The following is a 25,345-nucleotide window of genomic DNA, read 5'->3' on the forward strand; positions in this document are numbered from 1 at the left end:
ACCCCAGCGGGTCGCACGGTGTTCATGCTTCAGTGCTGCACGTTGGCACGCATGACATCCGCCACTGCGCAACGGCCGACATTGCCAACGCAGGCGTACCAACCAAGGTGGACATGAAGCTCACGGGCCACAAGACCGTGGCGATGTTTATGCACTATGTTCATACCGAGGACAAGCGAGCGCGGGATGCGGCTGAGCCGTTGGCGGATCGGCGGCTGGCGATTACCGGAGTACCCCGTTCTATGGAGATGACTGCATGATAAGGAAGAAGCCTACGGTGGCGGGGAAATCTGCCGCCTTACTGGCTGGCTATGTCGGCATACATGGCGGCATCGTGGAACTGCTGGATGCCGCGCGCCGGGCAGCGGCGCGCAGTGTCAACGCGCTGATGACGGCCTGCTATTGGGAGATTGGCCGCCGGATCGTCGAAGCCGAGCAGAAAGGCAGGCGGCGGGCTGGTTACGGCGAGCAGTTGATGGCGCGGTTGTCCGCTGACCTGACAGCGCGATTCGGGCGGGGGTTCAGCCCGGATAACCTGGAAAACATGCGGCGCTTCTTCATTGCATACCCCGTAGCGGCAATTTCCGAGACACTGTCTCGGAAATCTGGAGAAGGGCTGCCCGTAGGGAACTCCGAGACTGTGTCTCGGAAATTCGACCTCTCAGAACTGTCTCAGGTCTTCACTTTGCCGTGGTCAGCCTACGTTCGGCTGCTGTCGGTCAAGGATGACCATGCACGCCAGTTCTATGAGGCCGAGGCGCTGCGTGGTGGCTGGAGCGTGCGACAACTCGACCGGCAAATTGGAAGTCAGTTCTACGAACGCATAGCCTTGTCCAAGGACAAGGCGGCGATGTTGGTCAAGGGTTCGGTGTCTAAGCCCGAGGATACCGTCACGCCCGACGACGCCATCAAAGACCCGTACGTGCTGGAGTTCCTCGACCTCAAGGACGAGTATTCGGAATCCGACCTGGAAGAGGCCTTGATTCAGCGGCTGGAAGACTTCCTGCTGGAACTGGGTGAAGGTTTCACCTTCGTCGGCCGGCAGCGCCGGTTGCGCATCGACCAGACCTGGTATCGGGTGGACCTGTTGTTCTTCCATCGCAAGCTGCGCTGTCTGGTCATCATCGACCTGAAGCTAGGCAGCCTGACCCATGCCGATGTGGGGCAGATGCACATGTACTGCAACTATGCCAAGGAGCATTGGGCTTACCCGGATGAGAATCCGCCGGTGGGCCTGATCCTGTGTACTGATAAGGGACATGCACTGGCACGGTATGCGCTGGACGGCTTGCCGACCAAGGTGATGGCAGCGAACTACCGGATGGTGCTGCCGGATGCGGAGCTGCTGCAAAAAGAGCTGCAGAACACGCGGCGCCTGCTCGAATCTCGCGGAGCACTGGCACCGTATACGGTTTCAAGCCCCGCGTGATTTGCACGAAAGGCTTGATACTGGACCATTTTTGCCGCCGGCCCGCCCCCAAGGCAAAAGCGCCCCCTTGGGGGATGAGCCCGGACACAGGACAGTCCCTGCGGACTGTTCTGTGCCTGGCGAATCGGAGCGGCCTGCAGGCCGCGAGGTGGACAGCAAGCAGGCGCGAGCCTGCGCAGCGTGGGGGCTTTTTTTGCCGCCGGGCCGCCCCCAAGGCAAAAAGCGCCCCCTCGGGGGGCAGCAAGCGGGCGAAAGCCTGCGCAGCGTGGGGGCGTTTATTTGTTATGCTTGAACCCATGCGGGCGAGCTTGCCCGCTTCTTGACGTCAATGCCCTGAAGTATTTACGGCCTTTTCCTGTACGTGGATATCACCTTGTTTTTGCCTAGCCGACTGTTTTCCGTGAGGGGGCCAGCCATGATCCTGCTGGCGGTCTGTCCGTTGGCGGCGCTGGCTGGGGCACATACGTGGACGCAGGCCAAGGTCAGCGCCGCCATCAACTACGCGGGCAGCGACGCCGCGACGATGTATGCGCCTGCCGGGTCGGCAGCCGGCACGCCGGCGCAAGGCGCTTCGGCATCCGGCGGGCGGATCACCGCCGTGCAGGCCAGCCGCGACTACCAAGGCCAGGCCAGGGTACAGACGCGCGTCTGCTGGAATGGCACCGAACGCTGCGTACCCATGACCGGCCAGAGCCTGAACACCCGGGCATTCAATGGCCTGGATGCGGGCAAGCCCATTTACCTGGTCCACACCGTGTGGGGCAAAGGGCCGCTGCCCGGGCCGCTGTTCGTCAAGGGCAATGTCATTGTCTGGTACGACCGATAGCCGGTTTACTCATCCAGGCTGCGTACGGCGGTATTCAGCGCAGCAAAATCGAAATGCGGTTGCGGGGACTTGAAGCGCAGCATCAGGGCCGTGACCACGGCGGGGACCAGTGCCGCCAGCAGGAAGGATTCAAGCAGATATTCGGGTTTGTCGCCCGGCCCGGGGAAGAGCAGAATGCCGGCCACCAGCCCGCATAGCGTGCTGACGATGGCGGTGGCGCCGCCATAGCGGCGATTGAACAGGCCGAAAAATACCGGGAAGGCGGCCGCAGAGCAGAACAGGTCGGCCAGCAAGAACAGGTAGAGCACGCTATAGCCCTGGGCGGCCACGATCATGACGGGAATCGCCAACAGGAAGATCAGCCAGCGGGACAGCGCCATCAGGGTCGTTTTCCTGATGCTCGGCGTCAGGCGGCGCACATCCACCGCGATCAGGCTCGATACCGCGCTGATGGTGGTATCGGCCGTGCTCATGACCAGGGCCAGGCCCAGGGGAATCAGGGCAATGGCAAACCAGCCGGGAATATGAGGCAGCAGCACGCTGAACAAGGCCACCGAGCTGTCGCCGGTATGTCCCAGCCCGACAAAGGCAAGCCCGAACAGGCCCATGACAAAAATAAAAGGGCCGGCGAACAGGCCGCCCAGCAGGAAGCCGCGGCGCATGGTCCGGGTGTCGCGTGCGGAATAGACGCGCTGCCAGTTGCCCTGGTGGAACAGGCCGGTCAGCAGGATCGCCACGAAAAACGTCAGGCCCGCCTTGATGCCGACCGGATCGGTCAGGCTGATCAACTGCGGCGCCTTGTCTTGCAGCCCGGCCAGCGCGGGCCCGAAGCCGCCGACGGCATGCCAGCCTAGTACGAGCAGCACGATCAGCAGCGGCACGATGACGGCCATTTGCACCTTGTCGGTAAAAATCGATGCGCGCAGCCCGCCGTATGAAGTGTAGAGCAGGGTCGCTCCCATGACGATGGCGGCCGTCACCCATAGCGGAACCGGGGCCAGCAGCGTGACCAATTTGGCGATGGCCGTGATTTCGGCGGCCAAGGTAATGAACATGTAGAACATCATGATGATCAGCACCAGGCCGTACATGCCTCTGCCATACCGCATGATGACGAATTCCGTCAGGGTGTGCCCCTGCGGGATCAGTTCGCGCATGCGCCGGCCCAGCGGAATCATCAGCCAGCGCGGCGAGGCGGCGCCCAGGCCGTAGCCGATGACTGCCGCCAGGCCGCCCCAGGTAGCGGCCTGGGCCGGTGCGAACAGAATCCAGGCGCCCAGCGACGTGGCCAGCAGGGTCAGGATCGTCGCCACGGTACTTTGGCTGTTGCGGGCAACGACATAGTCTTCCAGGCTGCTGCGTTCATGCCGGGCGTAGAGCATGCCCGATAGGGCGAAACCCGCCGAGAACAGCAATAGCCAAAGCACGGCCGAAGAGCTTGAAAGCATTTTTTCCCCTACGCGTCCGGCCTGCCGGAACAAACGAGCCTGGCGCCGCCGGCGGGCGGCGGCGCAAAAAAGGTCGTGGCGGGAAAAGGGATGATGTGCGGCGCTTCCTTCCCTTCGCCGGCATGACCCGGATCAGGTTCAAAGGGTTACCGCGGCAATGTGCGGAATCTCAGCCCAGCATAGGGCTCCCCCAGGAACAGCTGGCAAGCTTAAAGCGCGGTGCAGGGCTTGTCAACGAAAGGCATGGGGTTTTCCATGATGGGTGGCCTGGATTGGCCTGTGGTAAAACCACAGGCATGACAACAAAACTGGAACGGATCGTTCGTCCACAGGAGACAAAGCAGGGATACGAAAAGGTATTCCTGTTCCTGCGCGAAAAGCTGCTGGGCGGCGCGCTGCGGCCGGGCGACCTGCTGCTGCCTGAACGTGAGCTTGCCGAACAGCTCGAGGTCAGCAGGCCGGTGGTGCGCGAGGCCCTGCGCGCCCTGGCCATGGTCGGCGTGGTCGATATCCGCGAGCGTGTCGGAACCTTTGTGAAGAAGCCCGACGTGTCGGTGCTGGGCGATATCTTTGCCTTTACCCTGGCCCAGGATGGCGGTGTCATTGAAGACATCATGCAGGCGCGCGTGGCGATCGAGTGCCAGGCCATCCGCCTTGCCTGCCAGCGGATCACGCCCAAGGACCTGGAAGAAGTCAGCCAGGCGCTGCTCCGGATCAAGGAAACCATTGATTCGCCCGACGAGGGCGGGGATGCCGACTTCGAGTTTCATTCGGCCATCGTGCGCGCCAGCAAGTCGGACACCCTGATCAGCATGTATACGGCCATGCGGCCGCTGTTTATCCGCCTGCACAAAGAGCGGCGCGCCGTGGTCCAGACCGATCCGGCGCTCAAGCCACAGATCATCGACGACCACCGGAAAATATTCCGTGCGCTGGCCGAACGCGATGCGGAAAGCGCGGATGAGCAGTTGCGCATCCATTTCCAGATCGGCGACGAGCGGCGCTACCAGGCCACCTACGCAACGGCATTGCGATAAGCCGGCAGCGGCTTGCGGGCCATGCCAAGGAGACTCTCATGATCAAGAAAATAGGATTTATCGGGCTGGGTACGATGGGGCAGCACATGGCTGCCAATCTGCTCGCCGCGGGCTTTGACTTGCTGGTGCACGATCTGGCGCCCGAGGCCGTCCAGCGGGCGGTGGATGCGGGCGCGCGCGCTGCGGACAGCATTGCGCAACTGGGCGAGGCATCGGATGCCGTCATCCTCATGCTGCCCAACAGTCCGGACGTGCAGTCCGTCATCCATGGGGCGGACGGCTTGCTGGCGCACCCGCCCGCTCAGCGGCTGATCATCGACATGAGCACCATTTCGCCCGTGGTGGCGCGGCAGTTGGGCGGCGAACTGGCCGATCGGGGCGTCTACTTCCTGGATGCGCCCGTATCCGGCGGGCCGGTGGGGGCCCAAAGCGCCTCGTTGACCATCATGGCGGGGGGCGATGTCCAGGCCTTCGACCTGGCCAAGCCGGTGCTGCAGGCGATGGGCACCACGATTACCCATGTGGGCCAGAGCGGCGCGGGCCAAACGCTGAAACTGTGCAATCAGCTGATTTGCGGCATCAATATTCAGGCGATCTGCGAGGCGCTTGCCCTGGGGCGGGCCTCGGGTGTCGACCTGGATGTGATGCGCGAAGTGCTGATGGGCGGGTCGGCCGCGTCGTGGATGCTCGACAAGCTGGGCCCGTCGATGATACAGCGCGATGCCAAGGCCGGTTTCCGCATTGACCTCATGCTCAAGGACCTGAAGCTGGTGCAGGAACTGGCGTTTGATCTTTCGGTGCCTTTGCCGGCCACTTCGCTGGTCGCCACGCAATATCTGGACGCGCGTGTCCATGGCGAAGGGTCCAACGGCAATCAGGCCCTGTTTGCCGTCTACGACCGCATGGCCAACCAGGTCCGATATTAAACAGGGGCACCGATGACGACATTGGATTTTTCTGTCGTGCTGTCGCGCTGGGATATGTTTGTCCAGGGCCTGTACCTCACCATCCAGCTGACGCTGGTTGCCACGGCCTGCGGCTTCGTACTGGGCACCTTCTGCGCCATAGGCAAGCGCGGTCGCAGGCTTTGGCTGAAGCGGCTGTGCGGCGGCTACATCGAAGCCATCCGCAACACGCCTTTGCTGGTGCAGATTTTCCTGGTGTACTTTGGCCTGTCCAGCCTGGGCCTGTCATTGAACGCCGTGCTGGTGGCCATGATTGCCTTGACGATCAACGTTGGCGCCTATTCGGCCGAGATCATGCGTTCGGGGTTTGATTCCATTGAGAAAGGGCAACTGGAAGCGGCCGAAACCCTGGGCTTGTCGCGTTGGCAGGTTTATTGGCATGTCATCCTCAAGCAGGCGCTGGAGCGGGTCTATCCCGCCCTGACCAGCCAGTTCGTGTTGCTGATGCTGGCCTCGTCCATTTGTTCACAGATTTCCGCCGAAGAACTGACCGCCGTGGCCAACTTCGTGCAGTCGGATACCTATCGGCCGCTGGAAACCTATGTGGTTGTAGGTGGTTTGTATATCGCCTTGTCGGTCTTGCTGCGGGCGCTGTTCTGGGTCCTGGGCATGATGATTTTCAAGCGCCGCCGGGCGCTTGCCACCCCGATCTAGGCGAGGCGCGCGCATGGGACAGAGTTTTGCGGTTGGATACCTTGCCTTTTTATTGAAAGGCGCTTTGTGGACGGTGGGTTTGTCTACCATCGCCCTGATATGCGGGGGCGTGCTGGCGCTGATCGTGGCCTTGTGCCGGATCAGCACGCTGCGATGGCTGCGCGTGGCCACGGCGCTTTATATACAGATCATCCAGGGTACGCCCGTGCTGGTGATTATCTTTCTGATGTATTTCGGCCTGCCGTCCCTGGGCTTGACCGTATCGCCGCTGGCGGCCGCTTCGGTATCGCTGTCGGTGTATGTGTCGGCCTACCTGGGCGAAAGCTGGCGCGGTTCGATACAGTCTGTGCCGCAGGCGCAATGGGAAGCGGCCGAATGCCTGGCGCTGAGTCGGGTGCAGCGCATGACCAAAGTGATTCTGCCGCAGGCGATCCGGATTGCGACCCCGCCCACCGTGGGGTTCATGGTGCAGATCATCAAGAACACCTCGCTGGCGTCGGTGGTCGGGTTTGTTGAACTGGTCCGGGCGGGGCAAATTGTGAACAACACGATCTTTCAGCCGTTCGTGATCTATTTGCTCATCGCCTTCTTATATTTTTTGATGTGTTATCCGCTCTCGATGCTGAGCAGGAGGCTGGAGAACAAGGCGGGAGGCCAATCTTATGCTTGACACGAACGGGGCCCAGGCCCGCGATGTGGTAGTGCGCCTGGAAGGCGTCCACAAGAAATTCGGCCAGACCGAGGTCCTGCGCGGCGTCGATATGGAGGTCGGCCGCGGCGAGGTGGTGGCCATTATCGGCCGCAGCGGTTCAGGCAAGAGCACGGCGCTGCGCTGCATCGACCTGCTGGAAACCATAGACAGCGGCACCATCGCCGTCTGCAGCCACCGGGTCGATGACCCCGATGTGGACCGGAAGTCCCTGCGGCTGGACATTGGCATTGTGTTCCAGAGCTATAACCTGTTTCCGCACCTGACGATCGAAGAGAACGTCATGCTGGCGCCCACCGCGGTCAAGAAGCTGTCCAAGCAAGATGCCCGGGAACTGGCTCGCCGTGTCCTGGGGCAGGTGGGCCTGCTTGAAAAGGCGACCCAATATCCTGAGCAGTTGTCGGGCGGACAGCAGCAGCGGGTGGCCATAGCGCGTTCGCTGGCCATGGAACCCAAGGTGATGCTGTTCGACGAGGTCACATCCGCGCTCGATCCGCAATTGACGGGTGAAGTGCTGCGCGTGATCGAGGACCTGGCCCGGAAAGGCATGACCATGATCATGGTCACGCACGAAATGAACTTTGCGCGGCGCGTCGCCGACACGATTATCTTCATGCACGAAGGAAAAGTTTGGGAGAAGGGGAGCGCGGACATGCTGAACGATCCCCAGACGCCAGAGCTCAAGGAGTTCCTGCAGAACGAACTCTGACATGACCTATATAAACCGGAGACCTACCATGAAAAAACGTACCTTCCTGACATCCTTGCTGTGCGCCGCCGGCATGATGGCCGGTGTTGCCGCCGTGGCCCATGCCGATGTGCTGGACAACGTCACCAAAAGCGGGAAAATCCGCATATCCACCGACCTGGGCATTCCGCCCGCGGGCATGATGAGCGCATCGATGGAACCGATGGGCGCCGACGTCGAGGTCGGAAAACTGCTGGCCAAGGACTGGGGCCTGGAATATGAGCTGGTCCAGACCACCGGCGCCACCCGCATTCCGAACCTACAGACGGACAAAGCCGATATCGTGGTGTCGACCCTGTCGGTGACGGAAGAGCGGGCCAAGGTCATCGACTTTTCGCATCGCTATGCCGTGCTGCAATCCATTGTCGCGGGTTATCAGGACATCCCTGTCAGCAGTCTGGAAACCATGAAGGGCCATACGGTGGCGGTGACCCGCGGCACCACGCAAGACACCGAGCTGACGCCCCAGGCATCCAAGTATGGGTACAAGGTTGCGCGCTATGATGATGACGCGACCCTGGTGACGGCGGCCGTCAGCGGACAGGCCAAGATGGTTGCCACCTCGCAGTCGCTGGTGGCTCAGATCGATCAGAAAATCGGCAAGGACAACTTCAAGCCTTTGTTCGTCCTGCGCAACTTCGACCTGGCCATTGGCGTGAAGAAAGGCGAGGCGCGTCTTTTGGCCAAGGTCAATGAGTGGGTCGATGCCAATGTCAAGAATGGCAAGCTGAACGAGATCTACAAGAAATACTACGGTACCGAATTGCCCGAAGACATGCGCGGCAATTAAGTGTCCGGGATCACATCGATTTTTCAGTAAACAGGAATAGCGTCATGCGTATTGTTATTGGTTCGGACCACGCCGGCTGGCCTTTGAAGCAGGCGATTGTGGATCACATCAAGAGCCTGGGCCACGAGGTCAATGATGTGGGCAGTTACGATGAACAGCCGGTGGACTTTCCGGATATCGCCCGCGCGCTGACCGGGCAGTTGACCTCCGGCGGCGCGGAGCGCGGCATCATGGTGTGCGGCACGGGTGTTGGCGCATGTATCGCCGCCAACAAGGTCAAGGGCATCCGGGCCGCAGTGTGCCACGACATCCATTCCGCGCATCAGTGCGTCGAGCACGATGACGTCAATGTCATGTGCATCGGCGCGCAGATCGTCGGGCCGTGGCTGGCGGTCGATCTGGTCGGGGCTTACCTCAAGGCCGAGTTCTCGACCGACGAGGATTGCCGCCGGCGGGTCGAGAAACTGCACGCCATGGACCTGGCTTGAGCGCTGGCAAGGCGGACGACATGCAGCAGGATCATCCCGCCATCTTTGTTGCCGGCATTTATGCCGCCGACCTGGTTTTCACCGCGAGCCGCTTGCCGGCTCCCGGTGAAACCATCGCCGCGACGGGTTTCACCCGGGGGCACGGCGGAAAAGGGTCCAACCAGGCCGTGGCCGCCGCCCGGGCGGGTGGACGGGTGTCATTCTTTACCTTCATCGGTGATGATGCCTTTGGCCAGGATGCGGCGCAATTCTGGCGCGACGAAGGGGTGCACAGCAAAGCCGTGGTGGTCAAGGGGCAGGCCACCGGCGCGGCCGGCATCTTCGTCGACCCGTCGACCGGCGGCAATGCGATCACGGTTTTTCCAGGGGCATCGGGCACGATGCAAGCGGCCGATATCGACCGCGTCGAAGCCGACATTGCTGCGTCCGATGTCTTTGTCGTGCAACTGGAGCAACCCGTCGAGGTCGCGCTGCGTGGACTGGAACTGGCGCGCCGCCACGGGGTGGCCAGCATTCTGAATCCTGCGCCCGCCGTGCCTTTGCCGGATGCGATATTTGCTTTGTGCGATTACCTGTTGCCTAACGAAACCGAGGCCGGCCTGTTGACGGGCTTGCCCGTCGAAACCCTTGAACAGGCCGAAGCGGCGGCGCGGGCGCTACTGCAAAAGGGGGTGGGCAACGTCATCGTGACCTTGGGTGAGCGGGGCGCGCTGTTTTGCAATCACACCGAAACCTTTCTGGTCCCGCCCGTCAAGGCCGGCGCTTGCGTCGACACCACCGGCGCGGGCGATGGCTTTACAGCCGGTTTCGCCGTGGGGCTGGGGCAGGGCATGCCGGCGCGCGATGCCATGCGCTTTGCCGCGGCGCTGGCGGGCATTTCCGTGACGCGCCACGGCGCGGGCGTGTCCATGCCCACCTTGGCCGAGATACGGGCCGTATTGAGGCCTTAAGGGGTTTTTGCGCTATGATGGCACCGCGACACGGGGTGCCTGGCCCGAAACGGCCGGCTGAGATCGACACCCGTCGAACCTGAAACAGTTAGCACTGGCGAAGGGATGTCGGCCATGGGGCCAGCGGCAGCATTGCCGCGCGCGCATACCTTTGCTATTTCCGCGAAGGTATGCCATGAAGAACAGCCCAGCAGCATTTCCCATTCATCAGCAGGTCGTCCTGGTCACCGGCGGCGGCCGGGGCCTGGGCCGGCATATTGCGGGCGCCTTTTTGCGAGAAGGCGCCCGCGTTGTCGTCAACTACCTGAATAGCGCCGAGAGCGCCCGCGCGCTGGCTGCCGGTGCGCCGGAACGCGCGTTCGCCGCGCAGGCCGACGTCACGGACGCCGATGCCGTGCAGGCCATGCTGGCCCAGGCGCGCGAGCGCTTTGGCGCGCCGGTCACCACCGTGGTCAATAATGCCTTGCCGGCATTTTCGTTCAATGGCGACGCCAGGCCGCATGCCGATGCCTTGTCGTGGGCGCAACTGAACCAGCAGTTCGAAGGCGTAGTGCGCGCTGCCTTGAACACCACGCAGGCCGCGCTGCCGGGCATGCGCGAACAGGGCTTTGGCCGCATCATCAATATAGGCACCAACCTGTTCCAGAATCCGGTCGTGCCCTATCACGACTACACCGCCGCCAAAGCCGCCTTGCTGTCGCTCACGCGCACGCTGTCGCATGACCTGGGCCCGGACGGCATTACCGTCAATATGCTGTCGGGCGGGCTGCTGCGCAGCACGGATGCCTCGGCAGCCACGCCGGAAGCGGTGTTCAACCTGATCGCATCGAGCACGCCGCTGCGCCGTGTGACTACGCCGGCCGAGTTCGCCGATGCCGCGTTGTTCTTCGCGTCGCCCTGGTCACGGTCTGTGACAGGACAGAATCTGGTGGTCGACGGCGGCCTGGTCAAGAACTAGGACGGGCCATGACAAAACGGATGCTTCACCTGAACCTTTTCATCTTCGGCTGCGGACACCACCGGGCCGCTTGGCGCCATCCCGACTCGGCGGTCGAGCGCCTGGGCGACATCGGCTATTACGAGCAGTTGGCGCAAACAGCCGAGCGCGGCAAGCTGGACGCCATTTTCTTTGCCGATGGGCAGTCCACCGATAACCTGCCGGACGGCCCGCGCTGGTTCCTGGAACCCTTGACCGCCCTGGCGGCCATCAGCCGCGCCACGCAGCGCATCGGCCTGATCAGCACCGTCTCCAGTACTTTCTACACCCCGTTCCACGCGGCGCGCATGGTTGCGTCGCTGGACCATATTTCGAAGGGGCGGATAGGGTGGAATGTGGTGACCTCCATGTTTGACTCAGAAGCGCGCAATCACGGCTTCGATGCCATGCCCGGGCACGACTGGCGTTACACGCGGGCGGAAGAGTTCGTCGATGTGGCGCTGCGCCTGTGGGATTCCTGGCGCGACGATGCGCCGCAACTTGACCGGCAGGGTGCTTACGTTTCACCTGAATCGGTGCGCGCCATCGATCACCAGGGCGAGCATTTCCGGGTCGATGGACCGCTGACCATACCGCGTCCGCCTCAAGGCCATCCCGTGCTGTTCCAGGCCGGCGCGTCGGAGCAGGGCCGGGACCTGGCTGCGCGCCGGGCCGAGGCCATCTATGCCGTGGCCTACGATCTGGCGGCGGCGCAAGACTATTATCGCGACATCAAGAGGCGGGTGCGCGAGGCGGGCCGGACCGATCCCGTTCCGATCATGCCGGGCCTGGTCGCCTATGTGGGCTCGACCCAGGACGAAGCGCGGGCCAAACAGCGCGCGCTGGACGAACTGTTGCCCGCGCAGGATGCGTTGCGGCAATTGGGCATGTATGTGGGCCAGGACTGCACGGCCTGGGAACTGGATGCGCCCGTGCCCGCTTTGCCGCCGCTGGAGGCGTTCACTGGCCCCAAGGGCCGCTACGCAACGGTGCTGCGCATCATCCAGACGGAACAGCCCACGGTGCGCCAGTTGCTGGGCCGACTGGCGGCCGGGGGCGGACATTGCACCATGGTAGGCACCCCCGAGCAGATTGCCGATGAGATGGAGCGGTGGCTGCTGAACGAGGGGGCCGACGGCTTCAACCTGATGCCGCCTGCGCTGCCGGGCGGCATCGACGATTTCGTCGATCAGGTCGTACCGGTGCTGCAGCGGCGCGGCCTGTTTCGCAAGGACTACGAAACAGACACCTTGCGCGGACATCTGGGCTTGCCGCGTCCCGCATCGCCCGGAAGCTGACGGCCCTGTCGTGCCGTACCGGGCGCGGACGGTTATTGCTGGACGGCTTCCAGCGCAATGTCCAGGGTGACTTCATCGCCCACGGCAGGCGCAAACTTGCCGGCATTGAAGTCGCTGCGCTTGATCACCACGGTGGCGTTGGCGCCGATGGCGTCTTTCTTGAGCATGGGATGCGGCTGGTTCACAAATGAGGTGACCGTCAGGGTGACGGGCTTGGTAATGCCTTTGATGGTCAGGTCGCCGTCGATGCTGACGGGCTTGCCGTCCTGGAAGGTGACCTGGGTCGACTTGAACGTCGCGGTGGGATGATTGGCGGTATCCAGGAAGTCGGCGCCCTGGATGTGGCCGTCAAACGCTTTGGAGCCGGTGCTGACCGACGTCATGTCTATGCTGATGTCGACCGACCCGGTGCTGGCTTCCTTGTCCAGCGTGACGGTGCCTGTGGTGGTGTCGAAACGCGAGATTTGCTTGGACATCCCCATGTGGTCATAGGAAAAGCGCGGGAAAGTATGGCTGGAATCCACCGCATACGTGCTGGGCGCGGCCAGTGCGGGGGCGGCAAACAGGGCGGCAAGCGCCATCATGGCGAAATGTTTTTTCATGTGCAATCCTTTGGAAAACAGGGGATGGAAGGTGAGTCAAAAAGGGTATTACGGCTTGGCCACGACATTGAAGGTGACCTGGATGTCGTTCGCCACAATGCTGAAGTCGCTCCAGTCGCCTTCGCCTATGCCGAAGTCGCCGCGCTTGAGCGTAAATGTGCCGGTAAACAAGGCCGAGCCGTCCTGTTCTTCAAGCGAGAAGGGCGCGCTGACGGCTTGGGTCTTGCCTTTGATGGCCAGTTCACCGGTGAGCTGATAGCGATTGCCGCCCAGCGCCTGGACGGTGCTCGACTCGAAGCGGGCCAGGGGGTGGGCCGGCGTGTTCAGCCATTCGCTTTTCTCGATTTCGGCGTTGGCCTCTTCAGTGCCCACATCGATGCCTGCCAAGGGAATCTGAAGGACGACGCTGGCCTTTTCGGGCGCCGCCGGGTCGAAACTGAATGCAGGCGCTTCGATGGCGTTGAAGCCGCCCTCCATCGTGACACCCATTTGTTGATAAGAAAACGCAATGCGGCTGCTTGCGGTGTCCAGGGTGGTGTACTCCGTGGCATGGGCGCTGACAAAAGGGGCCAGCGCCAGCGTGGCGGATAGTGCGGCTTGGTGCAGCAGGCGGGTGTTCATGCGGTTCTCCGGGTATGCGTCAATGCGTTGAAATCTGCGGCGCGGCCGCTTTGCGCCTGCCGGCGGGCAGCATGCGCGTCAGTACGGTGTCGCGGTCAATGAAGTGGTGCTTCAGGGCTGCGGCGACGTGGGCAATGACCAGCGCCAGCAGGGTGTAGTTCAGTATCTGATGGGTTTGTTGCAGCAGCTCGCCTAAAGCCGGATCCTTGGAAACCAGATTGGGCAGGGGCAGCACGCCAAACCACACGACCTGGAAGCCCTGGGCCGAGCTCATGGTCCAGCCGCTCAGCGGGATGGCCAGCATCAGGGCGTACAGCAGCCAGTGCGCCGCGTGGGCGGCAAAGCGCGTGGCGCGCGTCATGTTCGCGGGCAGCGGCGGAGGGGTGTGGGTCAGCCGCCAGGCCAGGCGGGCCAATATCAGCATGAATAGCGTGACGCCCGCCCATTTATGCCATGAGTAAAACTTGAGCTTGCCCGGCGACAGCGGCAGGTCGTGCATGTAAAAGCCCAGCGCGAAGGTACCCATCAGGCCCAAGGCCACCAGCCAGTGCAACAGCATTGCGGTACGCGTGTAACGGGGGTTCATGCTTGCTCGAGTATTCAGGAATCTGTCAGAAAAAAGCTATTGTATTGATTCCCATAATCAAGGGGAAGGTCTGTGCATGGATAACACTGTCCCATGAATAGGACAATGAGCGGGTTTTGGGGCGGGATGTCTCGCCACGTTCAGTGGCTATGCGTTCAGGAATAGGGACGCGCCCGCCGTGCCGCGGGCTGTGCCGGCGCCAGGTCGTTTACCCAGACCTGGCGCCGCGCCGCGGCTCAGTCGGCATTACCAGGAGGCAATGACCGAGTTCTTGAACGTCTTGAGCACGAAGTCTTTGGTTTCGGGCGAATGATAGGCCTTGACCAGCTTGGCAACCCAGGCCTGGTCCTTGTCTTCAGTGCGAACCGCGATGATGTTTGCGTAGGGGCCTTTGGCGTCTTCGATGGCAATGGCATCCGTGACCGGGTCCAGGCCGGCGGAGGCGGCGTAGTTGCCGTTGACGGCCGCGGCATCCAGATCGGACAGCGAACGCGGCAACTGGGCGGCGTCCAGTTCGACGATGTTCAGCTTTTTCGGATTGTCGACGATATCCAGGGGGGTGGCCTTCAGGCCGGCATCGGGATTCAGCTTCAGGATGCCTTGCGATTCCAGCACCAGCAAAGCGCGTCCGCCATTGGTCGGGTCATTGGGAATGCCGACGCGGGCGCCATTCTTGAGCTCGTCCAGCGATTTTACTTTCTTGGAATAGATCCCCATGGGAAACGTGATGGTATAGCCGACATTGCTCAATGTGTAGCCGCGATCCTTGATCTGCGCATCCAGATAGGGCAGGTGCTGGTAGCTGTTGGCGTCCAGGTCGCCGGCAGCCAGCGCCGCATTGGGTTGCACGTAATCGCTGAATTCCACGACTTCTATCTTCAAACCGTCCTGGGCGGCAATGCCTTTGACGAACTCCAGGATCTGGGCATGGGGACCGGCCGTGACGCCGATTTTGTAGGTTTTGTCCTGGGCCAGGGCGGGACCGGCGGCCAGGCTGGCGACAACACCCAGACCGGCAAACCATTGCAGTAATTGACGACGTTTCATTTTCTTCCTTTTGAAAAGTAAAACCAAATTCGCATGAACCGTGGATTGGTCAGCGATGACTCAGGCGGCGCACCAAAGCGTCGCCCAATGTTTGCATCAGTTGCACAAAGACGATCAGGATCAAGACAACCAGCAGCATGACTTCCGGCAGAAAGCGCTGGTAGCCGTAGCGGATGCCCAGGTCGCCCAAGCCGCCGCCGCCCACCGCGCCCGCCATCGCCGAGTAGCCCACCAGGCTGACCAGGGTAATGGTCAGGCCGGCGACAATGCCGGGGAAGGCTTCCGGCACCAGCACCTTGTAGACGATCTGCCAGGTCGTTGCCCCCATGGCCTGCGCCGCCTCGACAAGCCCCCGGTCCACTTCGCGCAGCGCCGTTTCGACCAGGCGCGCCACAAATGGCGCGGCGGCGATCGTCAGGGGGACGATGGCGGCGGCTGTGCCGATCGAGGTGCCGACAATCAGCCGTGTGAACGGAATGATGGCAACCAGCAGAATAATGAATGGCGTGGAGCGCACCGCATTCACCACGATGCCCAGGCTGCGGTTCAGGCTCAGGACGGGCAGCACGCCTTTGCGGTCCGTCAGATGGAGCAAGATGCCCAGCGGTACGCCGACCAGCGAGCCGACCAGGCCGGAAATGCCCACCATGATCAGCGTTTCGACGAATGACTTGATGAATAGATCAATCAACTGCGATGACATGGTTCAGCTCCTCTACCGTTACGCCTCGTGTTTGCATGAAGGCTTTCGCCTGTTCGATTTGCTCGTCGCTGCCCCGTGCCAGAATCGCCAGGGAGCCGAAGGCCTGTTCCTGGATTTCGTCGATCTGGCCATGCAGGATATTGAAGTCCAGGTCAAAGCGGCGTACCGCTTCCGACAGCAGGGGTTCTTCTACGCCGCTGCCGGTAAAGGCCAGGCGCAGCAAGTGGGACTGCGCATCGCCTTCCTTGGCTTGCGCCAGTTGCGCGCGCACCCGCTGCAGAACGCCTTTGGGCAGGTCCAGCGAGATGACGTCGCCGATCATGGCGCGGGTGACGGGATGCCGTGGCGCCCTGAATATGTCGAGCACGGGGCCCAGCTCGATGACCTCGCCGGCCTCCATGACGGCCATGCGGTCGCAAATCTGCTTGATCACTTCCATCTGGTGGGTGATCAGCACAATGGTCAGCCCCAACTCGCGATTGATCTTTCTGAGCAGTTCCAGAATCGACTTGGTCGTTTCGGGATCCAGGGCGGACGTGGCCTCGTCGGACAGCAGGACCTTGGGGTTGTTGGCCAGGGCGCGCGCAATGCCCACGCGCTGCTTCTGTCCGCCGCTGATTTGCGCCGGGTAGCGGTCGGCCAGGGCGGTCAGGTCCACCAGTTCCAGAAGCTCGTCGACCTTGCGGTTGATTTCAGGCTTGGGTATGCCGGCCAGTTCCAGAGGCAGGGCAACATTGCCGCGCACTGTTCTTGACGATAGCAGGTTGAAATGCTGGAAAATCATGCCGATATGGCGGCGCGCCTCGCGCAGCCTGGCCGGGTTCAGCGATGTCATCTCCTGGCCATCCAGAACGATGTGGCCCTGGGTGGGGCGGTTCAGCATGTTCAGGGTTCGGACCAAGGTGCTTTTACCGGCGCCGCTGCGCCCGATAATGCCGAAGACTTCGCCTTTCTTCACTGAAATACTGACATTGCGTATGGCGTCGACGGGTCCTGACGGGCCGTCGAAACGCTGGGAAACTGCTTGTATCTCTATCATGACGCGGCAATAAGAAAGGCAGCAGGCCGTTTGCAAACAACGGGGCTGCTGCCGTAGATAGTAAAGGTTGAGTGATTGTAAGCGATGGAAACGTCACGCACGAAGGAACTTTTAGCTGATTTTATATTCCTTTTGGTTATATAAAAGCGTGCTTCCTGCTCTGGTTGTGGATAGGGCGGGGAACGGGCTGGACGTCCCGGGCGCAGCGCACCCGGGACGTCTTGCGCTCAGGAAAGGTTGCGGGTACTGGCGACGATTTTCCCGGAATGCACGGCGGGTTCGACGAAGGGCTGGTGCTCCGGGCGGCTGCGCTCACCTTTGCCGTAGTAGCCGGCGGAGATGTCGTGGCTGCGTTTTTTGGCATGGACCATCGTGCTGGACTCGCGCTGCGGATGCAGCACGCGGTCGCCTTGCGCATCGCGTACGCGGGTCACCAGCCCCATGCGGTTCATCAGTTCGATGAAGGGTTTGGGGTCGAGCTCTTCCACATTGGCCATCTGGCCCACATCCCAGGCGCCATCGGCGATCAGCATGGCGGCGGCGACCACCGGCACGCCGGCGGTATACGAAATGGCCTGGCTGCCGACTTCTTCGTAGCTGTCCTTGTGGTCGCAGATGTTGTAGATCAGGACTTCCTGCGGCTTGCCGTTTTTCTTGCCCTTGACCAGGTCGCCGATGCAGGTTTTGCCCGTGTAGCCGGGCGCAAGTGACGCGGGATCGGGCAAGACGGCCTTGACGACCTTGAGCGGCACGACTTCCAGCCCTTCGGCGGTGCGCACGGGCTGTTCGGACAGCAGGCCCAGGTTCTTGAGCACGGTGAAGACATTGATGTAATGGTCGCCGAAGCCCATCCAGAAACGGATATTGGGCACGCCCAGATTCTTCGACATGGAGTGCAGTTCGTCGTGTCCGGTCAGGTAGGTGGTGTTCTTGCCCACTACCGGCATGTCCCAGTCCTGCCGGCGCTCGAACATGGCATTGGCCTTCCATTGGTTTTGCTCCCACGACCAGACGGTCGAGGTGAATTCGCGAAAGTTGATTTCGGGATCGAAGTTGGTGGCAAAGTAGCGGCCGTGGCTGCCGGCGTTGATATCGATGATGTCGATCGATTCGACTTTGTCGAAATAGGTGTCCATGGCAAAACGGCCATAGGCGTTGACCACACCCGGGTCGAAGCCCACGCCCAATATGGCCGTGACGTCGGCTTTCAGGCAGTCGTCGCGGCGTTTCCATTCGTAGTTGCCATACCAGGGCGGCGGTTCGCAGACCTTGCTGGGGTCTTCGTGGATAGCGGTATCCAGGTAGGCAGCGCCGGTTTCTATGCAGGCGCTCAAGACCGCCATGTTCAGGAAGGGCGAGCCCACGTTGATGACGATCTGGCTGTTTGTGGAACGGATCAAGGCCTTGGTGGCTTCGATATCCAGCGCGTCCAGTGCATGGGCTTGCAGACGGCCGGGGCCGCGCAGGCTGTCTTTTTCCTTGATGGACGCGATGATGGCCTGGCATTTTTCGAGCGTGCGCGATGCGATGTGGATATCGCCCAGCAAAATGTTGTTCTGCGCGCATTTGTGCGCGGCTACATGGGCTACGCCGCCGGCGCCGATAATAAGGACATTGCGTTTCATTGTGGATAATCCCCCAATTTTTGAAATAAGTGCAGTGCTGTCAGGACAGACTGTTGACGTAGTCGTCAAAGGAAAATTCGCGCACTACGCGCACCGAGCCATCGGCTTCTTTGACTGCGATTGACGGCATGTGTACGCCGTTGAACCAGTTTTTCTTGACCATGGTGTAGCCGGCGGCGTCGCCGATTGAAATGCGATCGCCCACTTGCAGCGGCGCGGCAAAGCGGCCTTCGCCGAAGATGTCGCCCGCCAGGCAGGTTTTGCCGCAAACCATATATTCATGTTCGCCGGCGCCGTCGCCCAAGGGGGCGGTCTCGCGGTAAATCAGCAGGTCGAGCATATGGGCTTCGGTCGAGCTGTCGACCACGGCCAGGTGCTTCCCGTTGAAGCCGATATCCAATACGCTGACTTCCAGCGTCGTGCTGTGGCGCACCGCCGCTTCGCCCGGCTCCAGATAGACCTGTACGCCGTATGCTTGCGCAAAGCGGCGCAGGCGCTGGCAAAAGGCGTCCACTGGATAATCCGGGGCCGTAAAGCTGATGCCGCCGCCCAGGCTGACCCACTTCAGCCGCTGCAAGAGGGCGCCGTAGCGTTCCTCGACCTGCGTCAGCAAGCTGTCGAACCGCGCAAAATCGTTATTCTCGCAGTTGTTGTGGATCATGACGCCGTCCAGCAGGTCGGCGATGGATAGCAGGCGTTCGGGGTCGCTTTCGCCCAGCCGGCTGTATGCGCGGGCCGGGTCGGCCAAGTCGAAACCGGCGCAACTGACGCCGGGGTTCAGGCGCAGGCCCATGGGCTTGCCCTGGGCAAATGGGGCGAATCGCTTCAGTTGGTTGATCGAATTGAAAATGATCTTGTCGCAGTTGGCGACCACTTCCTGGATTTCGTGGTCAGCAAAGGCGACGCTGTAGGCATGGGTCTCGCCGCCGAACTTCTGGTAGCCCAGCTTGACTTCGTACAGAGAGGAGGAGGTCGTGCCGTCCATGTGGCGGCGCATCAGGTCGAAGACCGACCAGGTGGCAAAGCACTTGAGCGCCAGCAATACCTTGGCGCCTGAATGCTCGCGAATATAGTCTATGGTTTCGAGGTTGCGCAGCAGGGCTGACTTGTCGATGAGGTAGTAGGGGGTGGGTAAAGTGTGCATCGTGTATCAGGTGGCGGGCAGGCTGTTCGAGCCCGGAGGTTTAACGTTGGTGTCTTTGTGTTGGGTGGTGTTCTTCTTGCCCAGCCGTTCGATGACCAGTGCCGGCCGGTTTGGGAAGGTGGCCAGGATCTGCATCCTGCCCCCAACGCTTTCTATATAGTGTTGCAGGGTGGAAACCAGCATGTCGTTGCGCTTTTCGATTCGGGAAACCGTGCCCTGGCCCACGCCCAGCGCGATGGCCAGGTCTTCCTGGGTGTGGTGGGTGGCTTTGCGCAGATCTTTCAGCGTGTCCACGGTGGTGGCGTTGATCTGGGTGGCGATTCCATTCACGTAGTCATGCTTTGGTTTACTGCCAGCAGGTGCCGTTTTCGCCTTGTTGGGCTTCTTGGGCATGGTGATTCCTTTGCTTGTTCGTGGCCGGGGCGGGTGCGAGGCCGAGCCGTACCGCGGGCTCGGCCATCCATTTATGCACGCTATGTTATATGTTTTCAAATGAATATTCAATAGGATGCATAATTGGTCCGCTGCCGCAGGGCGGGGAAGAAAGAACGCTCCGGAAGGCGATCGGCCTGCGGCCTGTTGCGAGTCGGGTAAGATGACGCCTGAAGCACACCCATCGCCCAGAGTCCAACCAGTCGGGACCCCCGTGAAGATCGACGCGACCACCGTTCAGCTTGTGCTGGCCATTTCTGAAGAGGGCAGCATTTCGCGCGCCGCGGACAAGCTCAACCTTGCCGTGGCGGCGGCATCGCGCCGGATCAGCGGGCTTGAGCGGCAACTGGGGACGAAACTGTTCATGCGCGTGTCCCATGGCGTCAGGCTGACGGAATCGGGCCAGAAGCTGCTGCAGCACATCCGGCAGATCGACAACCTGGTTCACCGCCTGCAGGACGATGCCCAGGCCATCAGCCAGGGACGCGAAGGCCGGGTCGTCATCGGCGCGCCCAAGACCGTCGTCATTCAGTTCCTGGCCAGGGATATTGCCTTCATCCAGCAGCGCTACCCCGGCATTACCGTCCAGGTCATCGAAGAGAACAGCAAAATTGTGCAGCAGTTGCTGCGCGATAAGGTCATCGACGTGGGCATCTATGAAAAGAAAAGCGGCTTCCTGGACCTGGCGCGCTACGATTACCGGCAGGACCAGTTGGTGCTGGTTTACAGCCGTTCGCATTTTTCGTTTCCTTCGGAGCCCGTGCCGCTGGGCGACCTTCTTGACGCACCGCTCATTGCCCTGGGCAAAGGGTCGGCCATTCTGGCGGCGGTGCAGCGGGCCTACCGCAGCCGCGGCCGGCTGTTCCAGAACAAGTTCGCGGTCAGCGGCTTCGATACCATGCTGGCGCTGGTCCGGCATGGCCTGGGCGTGGGGTTGATGCCCCCCGGCGTTCTGCATGGCTTTCACCTGGACCCGGCGCTGGCGACGGCGCAGATCCAGGGCGACTGGCATGAGCGCAGCTATATGCTGTCGGCCATCGACACCCATGTGCAGCAGCAAGCGCTGCACAACGTGGTCCAGGCGCTGATCGGCCCCCAGGCCTGAGCCCTTTTTTTCGCTACGCCACGGTGATTTCGCAAAATGCGAAGCCAGGCATGCGCCCGGCGGGCTTGCCGCCTGCGCGCGTACAGTCAAGAATAGGGTTCATAACGATCAAGACAGGAGACAATATGGCTCAAAAAAAACCTTTGCCGCTGCAAGGCATACGCGTACTGGATGTCAGCCAGGTGATGGCCGGGCCGTTTGCCTGCATGATGCTGGCCGATCTGGGGGCGGATGTGATCAAGGTGGAGCCGCCCGGCGGCGACCAGACGCGGGGCGCCATGGGTTTCAAGATGAAGGGGCCCGACAGCATGGGCTTCCTGAATCTGAACCGGAACAAGCGCTCGCTGACCCTGAATCTGAAAAGCGAAGAAGATCGCGCGTTCTTCTACGACCTGGCTAAGACCGCCGACGTCATCGTCGAGAATTATCGTCCGGGCGTGGTGCAGCGATTGCGCATCGACTACGAAAGCATCAAGGCGATCAACCCGAAGATCATCTACGTCAGTATTTCCGGTTTTGGCCAAAGCGGGCCCTGGGCCTCGCGCCCGGGATTCGACTTGATGGCCCAGGCCATGTCGGGCGTCATGAGCGTGACCGGCTACAAAGGGGGGAAGCCCGTCAAGGCGGGTGTCCCGGTCGCCGACATCGGTTGCGCGCTGTTTGCCGTCTACGGATTGCTCTCGGCTTATATCGGTGCGCAAAAGACCGGCGAAGGCCAGCATATCGATGCCTCGCTGTTCGACGCGGCGATGGCCTTCTCGATCTGGGACATGTCCGATTACTGGGGTACGGGCGTGCCGCCGGGACCAACGGGCACCAGCAATAAAATGAGCGCCCCCTACCAAGCGGTGAAGGCGCGCGACGGCTATTTCGTCATGGGGGCGACCAACCAGAAGCTGTGGGGCAAATTGTGCGAGCTGCTGCAGCGCCCGGACCTGATCAGCCATCCTGATTACGACACCGTGTCGCAGCGGCTGAAACACCGCGAAGCGCTGATCGAGGCGCTGGAGCAGGAGTTCGCCGCGCGCGATGCCGATGACTGGGTCGAGGTCTTGCTTGCCGCCGGCATTCCGGCCGGGCCCATCCTGACCTACCCGGAAGCCTTTGAGGGCGAGCACGGCACGCATCGGCGCATGTGCATGGAAATAGATCATCCCATCGAGGGCAAGGTCAAGAATATTGGTTTCCCAGTCAAAATGCTGGGTACGCCGCAACAAGTGCGCCGCCCGCCGCCGCTGCTGGGCGAACACAATCAGGAAATCAGGACGGAAATCGAAGCCGGCCATCAATCAGAGGGGACGCCATGAACGAAGCAGTCAGACTGGTCATGCATGAATCGGGCGCGGCCGAAATCGTGATCGACCGCGTTGATCGGCACAATGCGATGACGCTGCCCATGTACGAATCCCTGCTGGCGCTGATCGGACAGTGCGCAGGCGACCCGGCGGTGCGCTGCATGCTGTTCCGGGGCGCGGGCGGGAAGTCCTTCATTTCAGGCACGGATATTTCGTATTTCAAGGATTTCCGCCATGGCCATGAAGGCCTCGATTACGAGGCCTTCGTTGAACGTGTCATGGACGCCGTGGAGCGGATTGCAGTGCCCACCGTCGCCGTCATCGATGGGTGGGCCGTGGGCGGCGGACTGGCCCTGGCAACCGTCTGCGATTTCCGGGTGTGCAGCGACCATTCGCGTTTTGGCGCCCCGATCGCCAAGACCCTGTCCAACACGCTGTCTTCACGCAATCTGGCCCGTTTGCAGGCCGCCTTGGGCGTGCCGCGGGTCAAGAAGATGCTGTTGCTGGCCGAGTACCTCTCGGCCCAGGAGGCATTGGCATGCGGCTTCGTCTATGAAGTCTGCCCCCAAGACAAGCTGGAAGCCGCGGCCCACGCCTTGGCGCTGCGGCTGATGGGCTTGTCGCCTGTCACGCAGGCGGCCGTCAAGGAAAGCCTCAGGCGCATCGTCGCCGAACAGAATCTGGACGACGGAGACTTGATCCAGTCGGTGTATGGCAGCGATGATTTCCATCGCGGGGTGGCCGCCTTTTTCTCGGGTTCGGCGCGGCCGAAATAAACCGGGCGACGATTTTTTTTCCGCACAAGCCGCCTATAGTGCGCTACATTTTATCGGGAGGGGAACAGACGCAGTTTCTTTATGATCGGGGGACGATATGAGCAAACCGCAGGACAATCCATTACAAGACACCGAGTTCGACAGCCTGCTGCCGCCTTTGCGGCTGAACCGGCGCGGCTTCATGGCCACGTCGCTGGCGGGCGGATTCGCCCTGGCCGCGGGACCGGTCGCGGCGCAGACCGTTATCAGCACGGATACCCAGGGGCTGGTCGACGGCGTTGCCGATGTGCCGGCCGGCGCTGACACCTTTCCGGCCTATTGGGCGGCCCCGGAAGGGAAAACAGATTTGCCCGTGGTGTTGGTCATTCAGGAAATCTTCGGTGTGCACGAATACATCAAAGACGTGTGCCGGCGATTCGCCAAGGAAGGTTATCTGGCCATCGCGCCCGAGCTCTATGCCCGGCAGGGCGACCCAAGCGGCTACACCGAAGTCCCCAAGCTGATCAGCGAGGTCGTCAACAAGGTGCCCGATCAGCAGGTGATGGCGGATCTCGATGCCGCGGTGACCTGGGCCGGCCAGAACGGCGGCGACGCCAAGCGCCTGGGCATTACCGGTTTTTGCTGGGGCGGGCGTATTACCTGGCTGTACACCGCGCATAATCCCGCCGTCAAGGCGGGCGTCGCGTGGTATGGCCGCTTGGTGGGCGCCAGCGACGAACTGCATCCGGTCCAGCCTGTCGATGTGGCCGGCAAGCTCAGCGGTCCCGTCCTGGGCTTGTACGGCGGCAAAGATACCGGGATCGCGCTCGACACCATAGACGCGATGAAACAGGCGCTGGCCGCCGGGTCTGACGCGGCCAAGGCTTCCACCTTTGTGGTCTACCCCGATGCGCCGCACGCCTTCCATGCCGATTACCGGCCCAGCTACCGGGCCGACAGCGCGAAGGACGGCTGGACGCGCGCGCTGGATTGGTTCGCCAAGTATTTGGGCTGATTCCAGGCCCGGCCCGTGCTGTACATGCGCCAAGGGCGCTGTGCTTCCCTTGGTGCATGGCTGAATCAAGAAGCGCGATGGTTATTTCGCCGCGCTTTGAATTTTGTCTCCGGCCGCCTGAATCTGGTCCCCCGCGCTGCTGACCGCTTTGTCGATTTCTTTTCCTGCTTTCTCGGCCGGGCCTTCTTTCTGGCATCCGGCCAGGGCGAGCATCAACATGCCCATGGCTGCCACGGCCACAGCTTTGTTCTTCTGCTTGAACATTCGTTTCATCCTTTTCTGTTGCGGGTTTACAGCATACACGCAAATATCAGGAAATCCTGTCCTGGATTTCGTCGCACAGCGCCTGATAGGCCTTGCCGGCGGCGCTGCCGGGCGCCGTGGCCATGACCGGCGCGCGATGAATGCCCATGCGCTCGATGTCGGAGGCAAATGGAATCTGGGTCTGCATGAAGCGTCGTTTGGCTGCGGCGCGCATGGCGTCGATGGTGTCGACATGCAGTGTCTTGACGCCTTGCACCATGGAGAAGAATCCGTGCAGTTTTTTCTCTGGAAGCTTGTGGTCCTTGAAGAACGCGACCAGTTGTTCAAATGTGCGTTGCGACAGCGTCGTCGGAATGACCGGCACCAAGATGGCGTCGGCGGATCGAAAGATGTTCTCGGAAAGCGTAGAGATGCTGGGCGGGCAGTCCAGGATGATCACGTCGTAATCTTTCTTGACCGCCTTCAATGATTTCTTGAGTCTTGAACGGCTGTTGCGCATCCGTGACAGGAAAACGTCGAAGTCGCGGAAGCTCATGTTGGCGGGAAGGATATCCAGATTGCCGTAGTCGCTGCCGCGGATCGCATCGGTGAATTTTTCGACATCCTTGAAAAAAGCCGCGTCCGTCAGCTTCTTTGACGGCTTGACCCGGAAATAGAAGCCCGATGCGCCCTGGGGGTCAAGGTCGCACAACAGCGTCCGCTTTCCCGAGGCGGCCATTGCGTAGGCCAGATTGACCGAGGTCGCCGTCTTGCCGACGCCTCCCTTGTTCGAATAGCAGGCGATGATGTTCATA

General features: G+C 61.5%; 28 protein-coding genes, 1 pseudogene and 2 riboswitches. Of the genes and pseudogenes, 17 read left to right on the forward strand and 12 right to left on the reverse strand.

What is annotated here, in order from left to right; all coding sequences use genetic code 11:
• Positions 1–26: 26 nt before the first annotated feature.
• The 3 genes and pseudogenes from RE432_RS12400 to RE432_RS12410 form a co-directional block, all read left to right on the forward strand.
• Positions 27–260 (forward strand): annotated as a pseudogene (locus RE432_RS12400) (tyrosine-type recombinase/integrase); the annotation flags it as partial.
• Positions 257–1,429, forward strand: coding sequence for a PDDEXK nuclease domain-containing protein (locus RE432_RS12405; protein ID WP_310933715.1), 1,173 nt, complete (start codon positions 257–259; stop codon positions 1,427–1,429). The pseudogene RE432_RS12400 and the gene RE432_RS12405, both read left to right, overlap by 4 nt.
• A gap of 415 nt (positions 1,430–1,844) precedes the next feature.
• Complete coding sequence (locus RE432_RS12410; protein ID WP_310933716.1) at positions 1,845–2,255, forward strand: flagellar protein FlhE; 411 nt, start codon at positions 1,845–1,847, stop codon at positions 2,253–2,255.
• 5 nt (positions 2,256–2,260) lie between these two features.
• Here RE432_RS12410 and RE432_RS12415 read toward each other — a convergent pair whose 3' ends face one another.
• Positions 2,261–3,703: a sodium:solute symporter family protein gene (locus RE432_RS12415; RefSeq protein WP_310933717.1), complete on the reverse strand. Its 1,443-nt coding sequence runs from the start codon at positions 3,701–3,703 to the stop codon at positions 2,261–2,263.
• Between the two features lie 92 nt (positions 3,704–3,795).
• Positions 3,796–3,905: riboswitch (TPP riboswitch) on the reverse strand.
• Between the two features lie 94 nt (positions 3,906–3,999).
• On the opposite strand from RE432_RS12415, the gene RE432_RS12420 reads away from it, so the two are divergent.
• The 10 genes from RE432_RS12420 (at position 4,000) to RE432_RS12465 (ending at position 12,318) form a co-directional block, all read left to right on the forward strand.
• Positions 4,000–4,740, forward strand: coding sequence for a FadR/GntR family transcriptional regulator (locus RE432_RS12420; protein ID WP_310933718.1), 741 nt, complete (start codon positions 4,000–4,002; stop codon positions 4,738–4,740).
• Positions 4,737–5,666: an NAD(P)-dependent oxidoreductase gene (locus RE432_RS12425; RefSeq protein WP_310934219.1), complete on the forward strand. Its 930-nt coding sequence runs from the start codon at positions 4,737–4,739 to the stop codon at positions 5,664–5,666. Before RE432_RS12420 ends, RE432_RS12425 begins: the two co-directional genes overlap by 4 nt.
• 12 nt (positions 5,667–5,678) lie before the next feature.
• A complete protein-coding gene (locus RE432_RS12430) occupies positions 5,679–6,359 on the forward strand; it encodes an amino acid ABC transporter permease (protein ID WP_310933719.1) in 681 nt (226 codons plus the stop codon).
• Between the two features lie 13 nt (positions 6,360–6,372).
• On the forward strand, positions 6,373–7,029 hold the full coding sequence (locus tag RE432_RS12435; RefSeq protein ID WP_310933720.1) for an amino acid ABC transporter permease: 657 nt from the start codon (positions 6,373–6,375) through the stop codon (positions 7,027–7,029).
• Positions 7,022–7,777, forward strand: coding sequence for an amino acid ABC transporter ATP-binding protein (locus RE432_RS12440; RefSeq protein WP_310933721.1), 756 nt, complete (start codon positions 7,022–7,024; stop codon positions 7,775–7,777). The genes RE432_RS12435 and RE432_RS12440 overlap by 8 nt, the downstream gene beginning before the upstream one ends.
• Positions 7,778–7,805: 28 nt before the next feature.
• Complete coding sequence (locus tag RE432_RS12445) at positions 7,806–8,606, forward strand: transporter substrate-binding domain-containing protein (RefSeq protein WP_310933722.1); 801 nt, start codon at positions 7,806–7,808, stop codon at positions 8,604–8,606.
• A 44-nt stretch (positions 8,607–8,650) separates the two neighbouring features.
• Positions 8,651–9,094, forward strand: a complete 444-nt coding sequence (locus RE432_RS12450; protein ID WP_310933723.1) for an RpiB/LacA/LacB family sugar-phosphate isomerase — start codon at positions 8,651–8,653, stop codon at positions 9,092–9,094.
• A gap of 20 nt (positions 9,095–9,114) precedes the next feature.
• Positions 9,115–10,044: a ribokinase gene (rbsK, locus tag RE432_RS12455; protein ID WP_310934220.1), complete on the forward strand. Its 930-nt coding sequence runs from the start codon at positions 9,115–9,117 to the stop codon at positions 10,042–10,044.
• A 21-nt stretch (positions 10,045–10,065) separates the two neighbouring features.
• Positions 10,066–10,167: riboswitch (TPP riboswitch) on the forward strand.
• A 52-nt stretch (positions 10,168–10,219) separates the two neighbouring features.
• The gene (locus tag RE432_RS12460; protein WP_310933724.1) at positions 10,220–11,002 is read left to right on the forward strand and encodes a 3-oxoacyl-ACP reductase; all 783 of its coding nucleotides are present in this window, start codon (positions 10,220–10,222) and stop codon (positions 11,000–11,002) included.
• A gap of 20 nt (positions 11,003–11,022) precedes the next feature.
• Positions 11,023–12,318, forward strand: coding sequence for an LLM class flavin-dependent oxidoreductase (locus tag RE432_RS12465; protein WP_310934221.1), 1,296 nt, complete (start codon positions 11,023–11,025; stop codon positions 12,316–12,318).
• Between the two features lie 32 nt (positions 12,319–12,350).
• Here the strand turns inward: RE432_RS12465 and RE432_RS12470 are convergent, their stop codons facing one another.
• The 9 genes from RE432_RS12470 to RE432_RS12510 form a co-directional block, all read right to left on the reverse strand.
• Entirely contained in the window at positions 12,351–12,920 is a 570-nt protein-coding gene (locus RE432_RS12470) for a YceI family protein (RefSeq protein WP_310933725.1), read from the reverse strand.
• Between the two features lie 48 nt (positions 12,921–12,968).
• Complete coding sequence (locus RE432_RS12475; RefSeq protein WP_310933726.1) at positions 12,969–13,541, reverse strand: YceI family protein; 573 nt, start codon at positions 13,539–13,541, stop codon at positions 12,969–12,971.
• A gap of 19 nt (positions 13,542–13,560) precedes the next feature.
• Positions 13,561–14,127 (reverse strand): cytochrome b, encoded by a 567-nt coding sequence (locus RE432_RS12480; protein WP_310933727.1) that lies wholly within the window; start codon positions 14,125–14,127, stop codon positions 13,561–13,563.
• A gap of 246 nt (positions 14,128–14,373) precedes the next feature.
• The gene (locus RE432_RS12485) at positions 14,374–15,174 is read right to left on the reverse strand and encodes a MetQ/NlpA family ABC transporter substrate-binding protein (RefSeq protein WP_310933728.1); all 801 of its coding nucleotides are present in this window, start codon (positions 15,172–15,174) and stop codon (positions 14,374–14,376) included.
• Between the two features lie 49 nt (positions 15,175–15,223).
• Positions 15,224–15,877, reverse strand: coding sequence for a methionine ABC transporter permease (locus RE432_RS12490; RefSeq protein ID WP_310933729.1), 654 nt, complete (start codon positions 15,875–15,877; stop codon positions 15,224–15,226).
• Positions 15,858–16,916, reverse strand: coding sequence for a methionine ABC transporter ATP-binding protein (locus tag RE432_RS12495; RefSeq protein ID WP_310933730.1), 1,059 nt, complete (start codon positions 16,914–16,916; stop codon positions 15,858–15,860). The genes RE432_RS12490 and RE432_RS12495 overlap by 20 nt, the downstream gene beginning before the upstream one ends.
• A gap of 227 nt (positions 16,917–17,143) precedes the next feature.
• A complete protein-coding gene (locus RE432_RS12500; protein ID WP_310933731.1) occupies positions 17,144–18,541 on the reverse strand; it encodes a saccharopine dehydrogenase family protein in 1,398 nt (465 codons plus the stop codon).
• Between the two features lie 40 nt (positions 18,542–18,581).
• Complete coding sequence (locus RE432_RS12505; RefSeq protein WP_310933732.1) at positions 18,582–19,685, reverse strand: carboxynorspermidine decarboxylase; 1,104 nt, start codon at positions 19,683–19,685, stop codon at positions 18,582–18,584.
• A gap of 6 nt (positions 19,686–19,691) precedes the next feature.
• Entirely contained in the window at positions 19,692–20,015 is a 324-nt protein-coding gene (locus RE432_RS12510; RefSeq protein ID WP_310933733.1) for a helix-turn-helix transcriptional regulator, read from the reverse strand.
• A gap of 316 nt (positions 20,016–20,331) precedes the next feature.
• Here RE432_RS12510 and RE432_RS12515 point away from each other — a divergent pair, with 316 nt between their 5' ends.
• From RE432_RS12515 to RE432_RS12530, 4 genes are all read left to right on the forward strand, one after another.
• Positions 20,332–21,222: a LysR family transcriptional regulator gene (locus RE432_RS12515; RefSeq protein WP_310933734.1), complete on the forward strand. Its 891-nt coding sequence runs from the start codon at positions 20,332–20,334 to the stop codon at positions 21,220–21,222.
• Between the two features lie 125 nt (positions 21,223–21,347).
• Positions 21,348–22,529 carry a CoA transferase gene (locus RE432_RS12520; protein WP_310933735.1) on the forward strand — a complete coding sequence of 394 codons (1,182 nt, stop codon included), beginning with the start codon at positions 21,348–21,350 and terminating at the stop codon, positions 22,527–22,529.
• A complete protein-coding gene (locus RE432_RS12525) occupies positions 22,526–23,293 on the forward strand; it encodes an enoyl-CoA hydratase (protein WP_310933736.1) in 768 nt (255 codons plus the stop codon). Before RE432_RS12520 ends, RE432_RS12525 begins: the two co-directional genes overlap by 4 nt.
• Positions 23,294–23,390: 97 nt before the next feature.
• Entirely contained in the window at positions 23,391–24,287 is an 897-nt protein-coding gene (locus RE432_RS12530) for a dienelactone hydrolase family protein (RefSeq protein WP_409079853.1), read from the forward strand.
• Between the two features lie 81 nt (positions 24,288–24,368).
• On the opposite strand, the gene RE432_RS12535 is transcribed toward RE432_RS12530, so the two are convergent.
• Positions 24,369–24,551, reverse strand: coding sequence for a hypothetical protein (locus RE432_RS12535; RefSeq protein WP_310933737.1), 183 nt, complete (start codon positions 24,549–24,551; stop codon positions 24,369–24,371).
• A gap of 46 nt (positions 24,552–24,597) precedes the next feature.
• Positions 24,598–25,344 carry an AAA family ATPase gene (locus RE432_RS12540; RefSeq protein WP_310933738.1) on the reverse strand — a complete coding sequence of 249 codons (747 nt, stop codon included), beginning with the start codon at positions 25,342–25,344 and terminating at the stop codon, positions 24,598–24,600.
• Position 25,345 lies beyond the last annotated feature (1 nt).

The organism is Pusillimonas sp. SM2304 (genome assembly GCF_031628915.1).
Taxonomy (GTDB): Bacteria; Pseudomonadota; Gammaproteobacteria; order Burkholderiales; family Burkholderiaceae_B; genus Pusillimonas_C.